The organism is Pseudomonas sp. ERMR1:02 (assembly GCF_002277815.1).
Taxonomy (GTDB): domain Bacteria; phylum Pseudomonadota; class Gammaproteobacteria; order Pseudomonadales; family Pseudomonadaceae; genus Aquipseudomonas.
Genome location: NZ_NKJI01000043.1, coordinates 1 through 13,015, shown reverse-complemented (window position 1 = coordinate 13,015; position 13,015 = coordinate 1). Strand labels below are relative to the sequence as shown.

The window sequence follows — 13,015 nt, the reverse complement described above, 5'->3', positions numbered from 1 at the left end:
TTCGACTTTGATTCATCGACTCATGGACGAAAGGCATCCGACATCTGTAAGTGGGAGGCACACCATGAAACGTACTACGCTGATCCTCGCCGTCCTCATGACGTTCGGCTCCGCTGGCGCCTTTGCCGAAGGTGGGGCTGAACGAATGAGGTACTACTACGAAACCTTGCGCTATAACCAGCAACTGGCGCTGGGCAACACCACGCAAAGCCAGACCAATGAACTGCGGGTCCCGGACGATCAAACCGCGCAAATGACCGAGTCCTACAGACCGAAATGATTGTTACACCTCTCACTCTGTAGGAGCAAAGCTTGCTCGCGATGGGGCCAGCACAACCAACGTGGGTGTTAAGTGAACTGACGCCATCGCGAGCAAGCTTTGCTCCTACAGGTTGTCTGGATTAAAGCCCTTTGATCCAGAACATCATGCGTCCGTGCGCCCGGTCGAACTCGCCCGGGGCAAAGCCGAACTTGCCATAGGACGCCTGCGCCACCGCATTGCCTTCCAGTACTTCCAGGGTGATTTTGCAGCAGCCGCGCTGACGGGCGAGATCCTCGACTTTTTGCAGCATCCGCTGGCTCAAGCCCAAGCCACGAAACTTTGGCACCACCGCCACATCGTGCACGTTGACCAATGGCCGACACGCGAAGGTCGAAAACCCTTCAAAACAATTGATCAGGCCGGCCGGCTCGCCGCCGACAAAGGCCAGCACGCTGAATGCGTGGGGTCGCTTTGCCAGCTCGCCTGGCAAGTGTTGCAGTACAGTGGCGGGTAGAGAGTGACCGCCACCCATCGGGTCTTCAGCGTAACTGTTCAGCACCAGGCCAATCGCCTCGGCATGCACCGGGTTGGTGTAGCTGGCTTGCAGTACAAGTATTTCCCCGAAATCCATTTCCATCCTCGATCGCACATAATTGGCCCCGGCGAGGACTTCTCGCTGGAGTGCCACGCGAAGCTAGCGCGAGTAGAGGCGGCGCTGCAACTGAATCAACTGCTCCATCGTGTCGCAGATCAAAAAATCTCAGTCCTTGCCTGTTGCCGCATCGCGAAAACCACCTATTCGCCGCTTTGCGCCACTGCCGCACTGCCTTTGCTGACAAAGATCTGCGTCGGCAATTAAAATTGCGCAGCTTAAGCAACGCCAAAGGCCCCGCCCCCAGTTCGGTACGCAGATTCCACGTCAGCTCCAGACCGTCCGGTGCCTTAACTTGCACGCGGTAGTGGCTGCCGCTGTCGGTCAACGGCGTGACCCGGGCTTTTTCCAGCAGGCGGATCAGGCCCCAGGTGCCCTGGAAATCGCCGAACAAACGATCACCGGCACGCACGCTGGTCCAGGTCAGGCTGGTGCCCGGATGGCTGCTGAAACCGGGCCAGCTGAAGCGTTGCCAGCTTTCTTTCTGGTTGAAGTAGTGATGCTTCTGGCCGTTGAGCACGAAGACCGTTCCACCACGTCGCGCACGGCTTTGCCCTGCAGTTCGAAACTGATGCCCATGCCGCCGTCGGTGTAGAGCACGTCGGCCAGATGGCTGAGCTGGTTGATCGCGGTGAGGAACTGCGGGTTGAAACGCAGGCCCTGGCTATGCCGGGAATCGGCCACCCAGCGACTGCCTTCCTTGCGCAGCACCCCGCCCAGTTGCTGCTGCAAGAACTGTTCGATGCGCCCGGAATCGGCGCGGATCATCTGGCCGAGCATCGGCAGGGAGGCGTCGCTGTCGGTGACGGCGAACGGGTAACGGCCGGCGAAGGCGCCGTGCCAGTCGTTGACGATTGCGCGTTGCCACTGCGCGTTGAGGCCGGCGGCCGAGGGTTGCAGCACGCGCTGCCAGGCCTGTTCCAGTGGCTGCACGAACAGGGTCTGGCCAACGCCGTCCCACTCCGCGCCGAGGCTGGCGGCAACCAGGCTGCCGTAGGATTGGGTGTCGGTGAGGTCGACGTTTTGGCCTTGGAACACGCTCTGTGCCAAGGCCTGGGTCATGGCTTGTGGGTTGGGGGCGTTACTGACTTGTTGCAGTTTCAAGCGAACTCGGGTGACGCGGTTGAGGAAGGCGTGCAGGCTCAGGCGTTCGTCTTTGCCTTCTGCGTCTTTGCCCAACAGCGCCAGCAATGGGCCGAAAGTGGCGTCCAGTGGATGGCTTGGCGTTTGCTGCTCGATCATCGGCACGTTGTCCTGGCCGATCAGCTTCTGCGCGGATTTGACCAGTGAATCGCCCAGCGCTTGTCCGCGCATGCCGGCCTGTCCCTGATGGGCCAGGGTGTTCATCAGCGCGATCAACGGTGACTGACGCACGTCGCTCATCAGCGCCAGTTGATCGATCACCTCGCCGAGGCTGTCGACCGGTTGCCAGCGCAGGCTGTTGAGGAAGTCCAGCCAGGCGTTGGCGTAGTCCTGAAAATAACGTTCGGTTAGCTGGTTTCGGAGTTGGTCCGGGGTCAGTTCGGCGGCGATCAGGGTCTGGTTATCGCTAAGCACCCAGTCGATTTCCTCGCGGCGCGCCTCGGCGATGGCGTCGATGGCCTGGCGCACGTGGCCTTCCCAGGCTTGGCGGGTGAACACGCCGGGGACACTTTTTTTGCTGGAAAACAGCGCATGGACATCGGCTTCGCCGACCATCTGTTGCAGGTTCATCGCCGGGTAATGATTGGCGGCGTCGTCGAGGACTTTTTGGTAGAGGCTGGCTTGGGCGTTGCGTTGGCCTAACTGGCCGAGCAGCACCTGGCGGACTTGGGCGACCAGTCGTTTGTCGGTCTCGATGCGCCAGTCTGGGTGCGCTGCCAGTTGCTCCGCATAGAACTGCCAGAGGGTTGGCGACAGCAATTGCCAGAGGTCCGGCGAGGTACCGGCGCGCAGCGGTTGTGCCTCGCGGAAAGTTTGGACGAGGAAGGTCGCGTCGGCTTTGTGCGGGCGGGCCATCATCAGGTAGGCCTTGAGTTGCGCGTAGGCCGCAGGGGCGCGCTTGAGGCGTTCGGGGCTGTCTGGGGGCAGCTTGATCAGGGCGTTGAGTTGCTGCTGCAGCGTGGCCGTGGCCGGGTCGCGCATCAGGCGGTTGTTGGCCTCGATGTAATGCGGCCACAGCGTCGCCAGCAGTTGATCGTTGCGGTTCAGGCCGAAGCGCTGATACCAGGGTGTGCCGTGTTCGGCGCGGTAATCGGCACGGCCCAGTTCGCGTGTGACCTCGTTGAAGGCCAGCAGTTGTTCGTCGGCTGATTGTGCTTGTTGCATTGCGGTCAGCGCGGTTTGTACTTGGGTTATGTGCTCACGATTGCTGACGAACGACAGCAACAGACCGGTGCCCCATACCAATGCCAGGCCCAGCGCGAATACATAGCTGATGCGCGGGATGCTCCAGCCCAGACGGCGATGGAGATTTTTTTTGTCGCCCAGCACGCCTTCCCAGGCCGGCGTGACATGCCACAGATTCTTCGCGTGTGGATTAGCGCCTTGCAACGGCAAGCTGAACCACAAGCCGCGCAGTGGCACACCTCGGTTAAACAACTGCCATAACGGCCCAAGCGCGTTACGCCAACGGGCAATGCCCTCGACCTGCAAATCGCGGGACAAGCGCACTAAAAAGTCATGGTTCATGGAGTCGCGCATCTGCGACCAGCCTGTGCGGCGCACGGGATCGATCAGGCTGTCCAAAGCGGTTTCCAGATCCGGCGCCGTCGCGGCTGATGGCAGCAGGCAACCGACCGGCTGGGTCTCTCGCTTGCCCTGCAGCCATCGACTGTCACAGACCTGCCACAAGTGCAGCGGCAACTGCCAGCGCAGTTTGAGCGCCAGTTCTTTCAGGTGACGCACGCCGACGTCCATCGCGGCGGCGTCGGTGCTTTGGTTTTTGTTAAGTGCCCAGACCACGCCGTCCAGCGGGCGCAAGCGGGTCAGGCCGTGCCAGCGGGTGCGCCATGTTTGATGCAGCTGGCTTTGTGTGCTGCCGCCCCAGAGCAAAATGGTGTCGTGGCCAAGGAGCCATTTTTGGTCTTTAAGGGTGGGGCGATAGCGTCGATCTGGTCGGATTCGCCGACGATGAGGAGCACGCGAAATTTGTGGCGCCAGAAGGGGTGATTTTCGCGCAAGTATTTCTTTAACTCCGGCACCCAGGAGTCGTTTGCCGAAGGATCTTCTTTGCTCAAAGGCGAAGTCGGCATCTCGACCCATGCGCCCGCCAACTGGTTCGCCTGCGTTGCTGCCAACCGATCCCAAGCCAGCAGAATCACAGGACACAACCAGCACAGAGCAAACCAGATGCCGAGCCCGCGTAGCACGAGCTGCTCAAGCACCAGTCGCGGCCAGCCGAAATAATCGCCGCTCAGGCGGTACAGCAGGCAACCAAGCCCCACCAGCAACGCGGCGATCAAAAAATAGGCCAGTCCGACCTGCAGTGAAGAGCCCTGGTACTTCCCTTTAATCATTGCCATGAGGCACCGCCATTCCAATAGCCAATCGATTGTTTCCGTCCTGACTCAGCCAGCCACACGGCTGTCCGGCCTCCCTTGCTTGCAACAACGCCAGGGACATGCCGATAAAGGGCGCCAGTTGCGCCAACACGCCCCAATGTCCTGCCAACTGATGCTCGGCAGACTGCCAGCCACCTGCCACGAATGCGCCCTGACTGGTTTTATCCAGCGCCAGGCAATTCGGCGGCGGCGCGTCCAGCCCGGCGTAGCGCTGTATCTGCACACAGAGTTCAGCGGGCGATTCTTCGGGCTCGCGCAACAGGTACTCGCCCCTGTGCAATAACTGCTGGCCCCGGTGGCTCACCAGCCAGAGAAATCCTGCTTCACCGGGCAGATCTGGCTCGTCAGCGCTTGGTACCGAGACCACCCCGGCGCAGAGCACCCAATCCGCCTCATCGCGACAGTCGTGGTGGAACGCATCAATGAGCGTGTCCAGATCGGTCAGATCATCCAAAGGCATGCGCGCTTCGGGCAACACCACACCGCCCTTGGCCAATGCCTCTAAATAGGCGCTTTGACCGGCCTCATCTCCGACCCAGGCGATCCCTCGCAACGTCGGCCAGCGCTCGGTCAAATCAGGGAATTCAAGGGTCATGCGAGCCAGGCGCCGGGCCAATGCCGGAGCACGCTCACTGGACGAACCCAGCGACACCGGGCAACACAACATGGGCTGTGCGCCGCCATCGGGCTTCGATGGCTTGGGTGCGGGAGCACCGGCCATCAAGCCGTGATAATGGGTTTGATCATCGCCCACGGGGCCCAGTAGCAGCACCTGCTCCACCGGCAAACCCAGGCAGCGACGCCCCCACCAGCGCTGTACCGCGGCGTCAACCGTGCGCCGATACACGTCACGGTTAAACAGGCAGATCTGCCACCCCAGCACACGCAGCGCCAATGCCAATGCCCAGCACAACGGCAGCACGGCACTCCATAGCCACAGCTCCAACTGTGGCTGATCCTCTGGCCATAACGACAACAACACCGCCGACTGCAACCCCACAGCCACAGCAAAGTCAGCCACCAGCGTCGCCAGCGGGGTTCGCGCGGTTCGATAACATCCGGGTATTGCGGCGCCCGACTCATGGCGCCGACATCATTGACGAAGCGGCAAGGGAGCTGACCAGTTCGCAGCCGCACTCACACGGGTGTCCATTCAACGCCACGGGCTTGTCGTCCATCGTCGCTATTGAGGTGCCCTCCTTGATGCGTGTCAGGCCGTGCAAATCACAGCGGGCCTGATCCCCCACGCAGGCCACCGGCATACCAAACGCCTCGTAGTGACCTTCAAGCACTTCACCACCGAAAGGGCTGAGCGAGTCGCCCATGCGTACTAGAGGCAGCATCAGACGCCCTCCCCGGTGAGTTCGAACAAACTGCCCGCTTCGCGCAGCATGGCGGTGGTTCGATCGATAATCTGCGCATAGTTTTCCTCGGCAATCTGCTGCTTCAGCTCAGCCGCAACCTGGCCGATATGCGCCGTCGGTTTCAGCAATTGCGCGGCCTCCGGCAGGAACGGCAGCGCCACACCCCGCGCCTTGTCGATCACTTGATAACCGATGGTGGCGCCACCGATACCCGCGGCCAGCCCGCCAACCCCGCCCAGCGCACCACCGCGCTTGATGCCGTAAACCGTTGCGCCGGCCAGCATGGCGACGCCGAGTATTCGTCCAGCCACCACCACCGGTGACAGGTCCCGGCTGTTTGCATTGCCGAAATACATCATGCGATAGAAGAAATAACCGGCCCACAGCTCACGGGATTTCAACGCGTCATGCATGAACCAGGCGCGTGAGTCATGTATCTGGTCATCGAACAACGCGACCACCAGGGCCATGCGCGGGTCCTTGCTGGGCGTGCCTCGGTCATCGCGGAACAATTGTTTGGTGCGCAGATCGCCTGCGGCCCTGATCGCAGCGTGGTCTTGCAGCTCATCGTTTTCATTGAGCAGGTAGATGGCGTCGCGCAAGATCACATCGGTGATCGTACCGGCCGCACTGGTTTGCTTGCGGTCGAAGCCTCTGTAGTCACGTTTGAATTCCGCAGCCGCCTCGCTGAACTGGGTCTTGTCGATCTGCGGTTCGTAGATGGGCGGGCCGGGGTGGTTCGTTGCCGCTTTGGGCGCTTTCAGCCGATCGGCCAAGACGATTTTTTCTGCTTTTCGTAGGCTTCGCGTTGTTGTTCGGTCTCGTAGGCAGTGATTTCGTTGGCTTGGGTGAAGAACGGCTGATGTTTGTAGCTGTCGTTGTTCTGCAACGGGTCATTGGCATAACGACCGATACGCCAGCCGGTGATCCAGCCCAGTTGATCGGCGAGGGTTTCTTCCACGGTGGTGCTGAGTGGTTGTGGTTTGTACTCCCACGGGTTTGTGTTGGTGGGGGTGTCGGTGGTTATGCCTGGCAGGGTGTGGCGCCAGGCGTTGAAGCGTTCGATTACTTGGAGGCTGATGTCGAACTCAGTATTAGTTACCTCTGAGATAACTCGCCATGCCTTATATGGCGATAATATTTCTGGCAGCACCGTTTCCGGCACCTGCAACGGTGCGCCGGCAGCGAAGGCTTCGGCATACATGTCATGCAGGACGATCTGTGACACCAACTCATTGGTGCCGCCTCGGGCTTTGCCCTGGTCATTCTGCGGATAACCACCACCGACATCGGAATGCACACCGGGGTACACCACTTCATAGGTGTTGAGCGGGTACTGACCATCCTCATTGCGGATCGAGTCCAGCGGGAAGCACGAACGCTGCTCGAAGGCCGCGACGAAGTGCCGGCAGCGTTTGACAAAGTTCGGAAATTTTGCAGCGTCAGGCAGCAACTGACTGTCATCGGCCCAGTCCATGTGCCCGGCAAAAAATGGCGCCGCATGGGCGATGCCGACCGAGGCGACGGTGTCCAGCACACCAAGAAACTCGACGCTGACTGGCAAACCTATCAGACGTTGTTCGGGAAGCTCGGCACCAGTCGGCGTCTCGAACAACTGGCTCAGCCAGGTCACGAAGGTGCGAGCCTCTGCCGCGCCGCGTGAGAAGCCGTATACGAACAGTTTGATTCCCAGCACCTTAGTTGCCGGGACTTTTCTTTGCATTTCTCCAAATCCCCCAGCAGACCTTTCATGATTCGCCGCCGTTTGCTTTCCCCCAGGACGCCCATCAGCGGTGCCCTTAAGGTGCTCATTTCCTCAACCTTTTCCTTGGCGACTTTACGGTCAATTTCTTTCTTGTTGTTCAGTGAAAAAGACAATGCACTGGCCACCTGTACCAACGCCCAGTTGATCCGATCCTCCCCCCCTAGCGAAAGTCAACCCTTCTTCGCTGTAATCCAGTTCGCCAATTTCCGGAAACGGTGTGCCGACGCCAGGCATGTAAAAAGAAAAGTAACCTTCTTCTTCTGCCTTCTTGCCTCTCAGCGATGCATGGAAAAGCTTGGCGATATTGCTCGGGTGATCCTTCTTCGTGTCATTGAACTCGTTATTGTTAGTGCCATCGAAGAACAAACTGATGTGTAGGCTATGGCAGCACTCAAACCCCAAGGACTGTCCTTTGGAGTCGACGCCTCGCTGGTGACAAACCTCCTCGGCGATTTGCTTTTGTAATTGGCTGTCACGGTCACAACATCACTAGGCAAGCGCCCCTCCACAGGAAAAATCGGCGGTGCCCATACCTTGGCATTTTGACTCTTATTTACTTCGGACATACGGCTGGCTCCTTCATATCCTGTGGTTCTTTAATGGGGTTATTGGGTGATCCGTAACCCCAACACGAAGTCGTGACCTTTATTGATTGCAAGTTAAGAAATGCACACTTAAACCACACGATTCCGTTCTTGGCCACTCTGGAATATCCACTGTGGTGCTGTAGTGCTGATATTTAGCTTTGTGTTTGGCCTGAGCGGTTCTATAGCCATCAGTTCCTAACGGCGGCCATTTTGAGTAAGCATAAGGATCGGTATCAACTTCCCATTCAATATTGGCTTTCAAACCGGGACGCCATTTAGTCGGCAGAATAATGCAGCAAGACCGTCCCCTCCACCGTCGGCCCGATAGCCATTAACCGAGAGCCAGTTTATATATTCAACGTATGATTAACTGCCTGTATATTCCCCCCGCCATATCATTGTCGGCCGTGGAACATCCCACCAATACCAATCCAAACAAACCCAACAACCACCGTACCCTGGGTTTTTCATTGTATTTCCATCACCGATCACTCCCTTAGTTCATTTCAGGCTGCATGGGAAAAATCCCGCACGAGGATCTTTCCCATACCGCCTTTCTGGTGATTATTCTTGCCATTCTCGTATGTTAGTTCGATCGAAGAACAGACTGATGTGCAGACTGTGGCAACAATCGAACCCCTGGGACTGTCCTTTGGAGTCGACGCTTCGCTGGTGACAAACCTCCTCGGCGATTTGCTTTTTGTAATTGGCTGTCACCGTCACAACATCACCAGGCAAGCGCCCCTCCATCGGAAAAACTGGCGGCGCCCAGACTTTGGCGCTTGAATTACCTTTCACTTCGGACATACGGCAGGCTCCTTCATATCCAGAGGTTCTTTAATTGGGTAGTTTGGCGAGTAATACGACCAGCACGAGCTCGTCACCTTCACTTTATTACAAGTCAGAAAATGCACAGACAGACCACAGCGCTCCGTTCCCGGCCACTCTGGAATATCCACTGTGGTGCTGTAGTACTGATATTTAGCTTTGTGTTTGGCCTGAGCGGTTCTATAGCCATCAGTTCCTAACGGGGGCCATTTTGAGTAAGCATAAGGATCGGTATCGACTTCCCATTCAATATTCGCCTCCAATCCAGGACGCCATTTCAGCGGCATGATGATGCAACAAGAACGCCCCCCCGCCGTCGGCCCTATAGCCATTAACCGAAAGCCAGTTAATATTATTCAACGTATGGTTAACTGCTCGTATATTCCCACCCGCCATTTCATTGTCCGCCGTGGAACATCCCACCAATACCAATCCAAACAAACCGAACAAACATCGCACACTATTTTTTTCATTATTATCTCCATCATCGACCACTCCCTTATTTCATTTCAGGCTGCATGGGAAAAAGCCCGTATGGCCTCTTTCCCATGCAGCCTGAAGAGCGACACAATATTTGGAGCGATACCCTGATCATTCTGCGGATAACCACCCCCAACATCGGAATGCACACCGGGGTACACCACTTCATAGGCATTGAGCGGGTACTGACCGTCCTCGTTGCGGATCGAGTCCAGCGGAAAGCACGAGCGCTGCTCAAAGGCCGCTACAAAGTGCCGGCAGCATTTAACGAACTTCGGAAACTTCGCGGCGTCAGGCAGCAACTGACTGTCATCAGCCCAATCCATGTGCCCGGCAAAAAAAGGTGCTGCATGGGCGATGCCGACCGAGGCGACGGTGTCCAGTACACCGAGAAACTCAATGCTGACCGGTAGGCCGATCAGACGTTTTTCGGGAAGCTCGGCACCGGCTGGTGTATCGAACAGCTGGCTCAGCCAGGTCACGAAGGTACGAGCTTCAGCGGCGCCGCGCGAGAAGCCATATACGTACAGTTTGATTCCCAGCACCTTAGGTTGCCTGGACTTTTCTTTGCATTTCTCCAAATCGCCCAGCAGACCTTTCATGATTCGCCGCCGTTTGCTTTCCCCCAGGACGCTCATCAGCGGTGCCCTGCAGGTGCTCATTTCCTCAACCTTTTCTTGGCGACTGTACGGTCAATTTCTTTCTTGTTGTTCAGTGAAAAAGACAATGCACTGGCCACCTGTACCAACGCCCAGTTGATCCGATCCTCCCCCCCCTGGCGAACGTCAACCCTTTTTCGCTGTAATCGAGTTCGCCGATTTCCGGAAACGGCGTGCCGACACCGGGCATGTAATAAGGAAAGTAGCCGTTATCCTTAGCCTTGTTTCCTTGAATTGATGCATGGAAGAGCTTGGCGATATTGCTTGGGTGATTTTTCTTCGTGTCGTTAAACTCATTATTGTTAGTGCCATCGAAGAACAAACTGATGTGCAGGCTATGGCAGCAATCGAGCCGCTGGGACTGCCCTTTGGCGTTGACGTTTCGTTGGTGACTATGCTCCTCGGCAGTCTGTTTTTCGTAATTATTAGTTACAGTCACGACACTACCCGGCAAACGCCCCACCACCGGAAAAACAGGCGGTGCCCAGACCTTGGCATTTGAATTATTTTTACTTCGGACATACGGCTGGCTCCTTCATATCCTGTGGTTCTTTAATGGGGTTATTGGGTGATCCGTAACCCCAACACGAAGTCGTGACCTTTATTTGATTGCAAGTTAAAAAATGCACGCTTAACCCGCAAGAATCCGTTCCCGGCCATTCTGGAATATCCACAATTGTTTTATAGCGCCGGAAATTAGCCTCATGTGCAGCCCACGCTTCTTCATCAAACCCATACCCAGTTGTTTTTCGTTTTATTTTTGCATAAGGCTCCGGATCAACTTCCCATTCAATATTGGCTTTCAAACCAGGACGCCATTTGATCGGCATGACAATGCAGCACGAACTTCCGCCACCACCGTGAGCTCTATAACCATTGACGGAAAACCAATTAATCGCATGCAGGGTATGGTTAACCGCCTGAAGATTCCCCCCGCCATTTCATTGTCCGCCGTGGAACATCCAACCAATGCCAATCCAAACAAACCCAACAACCATCGCACCCTGGGTTTTTTCATTGTTATTTCCATCACCGATCACTCCCTTAGTTCAATTCAGGCTGCATGGGAAAAATCCCGAACGGGCTTCTTTCCGCAGCACCTATTTCTTCTTATACCTAGAGCACTGCGTTGGCTGTACAAGCATTTACGTCGAATCATAGAACTTAAGCTTCTCCTTATCGGGAAGCCCATTGTCAGCCTGACAATATTTATCCAGAAGGTAGCCTTCGAACTCCCGATCAGCGATCAGTTTTCTCTTGTGGTCGCTGTGCAATAGCATCGTGTCGACAACGAAGTCCACGGGCATACCGAGCACAATAATGAAGGGGCACGCGATACTCAGATAACAAACTACAGGTGTGTAGTCGTAACCTCCGCGGCCTTCCAGGGTGAGCATGGCCCAATCATATGAATGGCCGGATAGTAATAGTTCGAACTATAGTTTTTTCGCGACGACGCGTCTCGCTCAATCAAAGTCCCGCAGCCGACAATTGAAAAAACAACACCCAATAACGGTACAGCTATCATGCGCTTCAGCACGTTCATATCCTTCACTCGTTTATCCCTATAACGCGCCACGAGCATTAAACAGCTATCAAACCGGCACATTGGAAACAGGCAGTTCTGCCGAATGTAGTGGCTCAAATCGCCAAAGTAATTTTCGCGTTCGGCTTGCAGGATCAATGAGTACAGCAAGTTGAAACGCTGTTCCCGAGTACCTGCCAGATGATCAAACTCACCGCCATTGAGCATTCGCTGAGCGTCGCCGATGCAACCAATCCGTGCGCATTGCTCATCACTGAGACTGACAAAGGGACTGACTTCGACGCCCGTCTGCTTCTGCAGGCGAGTGCCCGGCACCCATTGCGGCTGACCGTCGCGATCAAGCCAGCCCCAGCAGCAGGCGACTTGCAGGAATCGGCGCGCTGTTCGCGGGTGAGGATGGAGTTCATCAGCAGGGAAAGATTCGCGGATCGTAAAAACGCAGCAAGCCGGCCTGCCCGCCCCACTGCATTTGAAACAGGTCTTGCAAGGCATGACTCAGTTCTTCAAACCGCAGGACGTGACCAGGACCATCAACCTGGCCTCGGATGCGCCGTGTTCGATCAGCTCTTCCAGCCAGGCCCTGTGTTGCCAGATGGTCAGGTCCAGGCGCATCAACAGCGGGGCCTGGTCCAGCAGCTTTTCTTCCGGCGTATCCGTGAACAAAGAGAACCATGGCGCCGTGGGGTTCAATACCTGCAACCCGGGAACCGCACAATGGCTCCAATCAGCCTGATCAAGCAAAAGATTAACTTCCTGTAATTCGGCTGAGGCGCACACCTGTTCGATCTGCTCCAGCCATTGGATAGGCGTTTCCATCTGTATGTCTCCTCAATCAACCTTGGCGCATCAGCAAACCAATGGCGTTGTTCCGGGCCTTTTTCAGGCACTCTTCACACACCGATTTGGGCAACACCATCAACGGGATACGCTGGCCGCCAGGCCCCTCCCAGATGTGCTGCCCCCTGTAGCGAATCTTGGTGTGGCTTTCGAAAAGGAGCCCTTCGTCCGGGTCGAGATGGATCCCCACATTTCCGGTGCCGAGCCTGATGCCTTTTTTCGGCCAACAAATCCAGACGTCCCTGTACCGATTGCACGGAGATGTCCTGCTGGGCTAACAGGTTCATCGGGCCGCCATGGGACTCGATATCCACTGGCCCTCGCCGGACACCAGGCGCATGCCTTCCCGCTGGGCAAGTAGCGAAATGCCTTTTTTGGCGTGTGCCGACAGGCGCTGGTCGGCGGCGAGGTTGATGTCGTCCTGGCTTTGCAGGTACATCCCTTCGCCGCTGTCGAGCAGGAGGCCTGCCGGGGTGACCGCGCCGATGCCGTC

At 56.8% G+C, this 13,015-nt stretch carries 10 protein-coding genes and 6 pseudogenes; 1 reads left to right on the top strand and 15 read right to left on the bottom strand.

Translation table 11 applies throughout. From position 1 onward, the window contains the following. Positions 1–64: 64 nt before the first annotated feature. Positions 65–280 (top strand): hypothetical protein, encoded by a 216-nt coding sequence (locus CES87_RS31850; protein ID WP_128609390.1) that lies wholly within the window; start codon positions 65–67, stop codon positions 278–280. A gap of 121 nt (positions 281–401) precedes the next feature. On the opposite strand, the gene CES87_RS31845 is transcribed toward CES87_RS31850, so the two are convergent. The 15 genes and pseudogenes from CES87_RS31845 to CES87_RS33975 form a co-directional block, all read right to left on the bottom strand. Then, the gene (locus CES87_RS31845) at positions 402–893 is read right to left on the bottom strand and encodes a GNAT family N-acetyltransferase (RefSeq protein WP_128609388.1); all 492 of its coding nucleotides are present in this window, start codon (positions 891–893) and stop codon (positions 402–404) included. Positions 894–1,057: 164 nt separating this feature from the next. Then, positions 1,058–4,147, bottom strand: a pseudogene (locus tag CES87_RS31840) (ImcF-related family protein). A 256-nt stretch (positions 4,148–4,403) separates the two neighbouring features. Beyond that, on the bottom strand, positions 4,404–5,477 hold the full coding sequence (locus tag CES87_RS31835; RefSeq protein ID WP_256591183.1) for a hypothetical protein: 1,074 nt from the start codon (positions 5,475–5,477) through the stop codon (positions 4,404–4,406). Positions 5,478–5,535: 58 nt separating this feature from the next. Further along, a complete protein-coding gene (locus CES87_RS31830) occupies positions 5,536–5,799 on the bottom strand; it encodes a PAAR domain-containing protein (protein WP_128609386.1) in 264 nt (87 codons plus the stop codon). Further along, the gene (locus tag CES87_RS34000; RefSeq protein ID WP_256591182.1) at positions 5,799–6,596 is read right to left on the bottom strand and encodes a hypothetical protein; all 798 of its coding nucleotides are present in this window, start codon (positions 6,594–6,596) and stop codon (positions 5,799–5,801) included. The genes CES87_RS31830 and CES87_RS34000 overlap by 1 nt, the downstream gene beginning before the upstream one ends. Beyond that, the gene (locus CES87_RS33995; RefSeq protein ID WP_256591181.1) at positions 6,581–7,543 is read right to left on the bottom strand and encodes a DUF2235 domain-containing protein; all 963 of its coding nucleotides are present in this window, start codon (positions 7,541–7,543) and stop codon (positions 6,581–6,583) included. Before CES87_RS33995 ends, CES87_RS34000 begins: the two co-directional genes overlap by 16 nt. Before the next feature lie 120 nt (positions 7,544–7,663). Beyond that, positions 7,664–7,987, bottom strand: a complete 324-nt coding sequence (locus tag CES87_RS33990; protein WP_256591180.1) for a phospholipase effector Tle1 domain-containing protein — start codon at positions 7,985–7,987, stop codon at positions 7,664–7,666. A gap of 151 nt (positions 7,988–8,138) precedes the next feature. After that, positions 8,139–8,620: pseudogene (locus CES87_RS31820) on the bottom strand (DUF3304 domain-containing protein). A 116-nt stretch (positions 8,621–8,736) separates the two neighbouring features. After that, on the bottom strand, positions 8,737–8,979 hold the full coding sequence (locus tag CES87_RS31815) for a hypothetical protein (RefSeq protein ID WP_128609384.1): 243 nt from the start codon (positions 8,977–8,979) through the stop codon (positions 8,737–8,739). After that, positions 8,967–9,459, bottom strand: a pseudogene (locus tag CES87_RS31810) (DUF3304 domain-containing protein). The gene CES87_RS31815 and the pseudogene CES87_RS31810 overlap by 13 nt, the downstream one beginning before the upstream one ends. 119 nt (positions 9,460–9,578) lie before the next feature. After that, a pseudogene (locus CES87_RS32550) lies at positions 9,579–10,605 on the bottom strand (DUF2235 domain-containing protein); the annotation flags it as partial. Positions 10,606–10,648: 43 nt separating this feature from the next. Continuing rightward, positions 10,649–11,169: pseudogene (locus CES87_RS31795) on the bottom strand (DUF3304 domain-containing protein). A gap of 594 nt (positions 11,170–11,763) precedes the next feature. Further along, positions 11,764–12,501: pseudogene (locus CES87_RS34775) on the bottom strand (DUF4123 domain-containing protein); the annotation flags it as partial. Positions 12,502–12,517: 16 nt separating this feature from the next. After that, positions 12,518–12,712, bottom strand: a complete 195-nt coding sequence (locus CES87_RS33980) for a hypothetical protein (RefSeq protein ID WP_256591178.1) — start codon at positions 12,710–12,712, stop codon at positions 12,518–12,520. Positions 12,713–12,805: 93 nt separating this feature from the next. Continuing rightward, positions 12,806–13,015, bottom strand: a 210-nt coding sequence (locus tag CES87_RS33975) for a DUF2345 domain-containing protein (RefSeq protein ID WP_256591177.1), incomplete at its 5' end; no start/stop codon positions are given.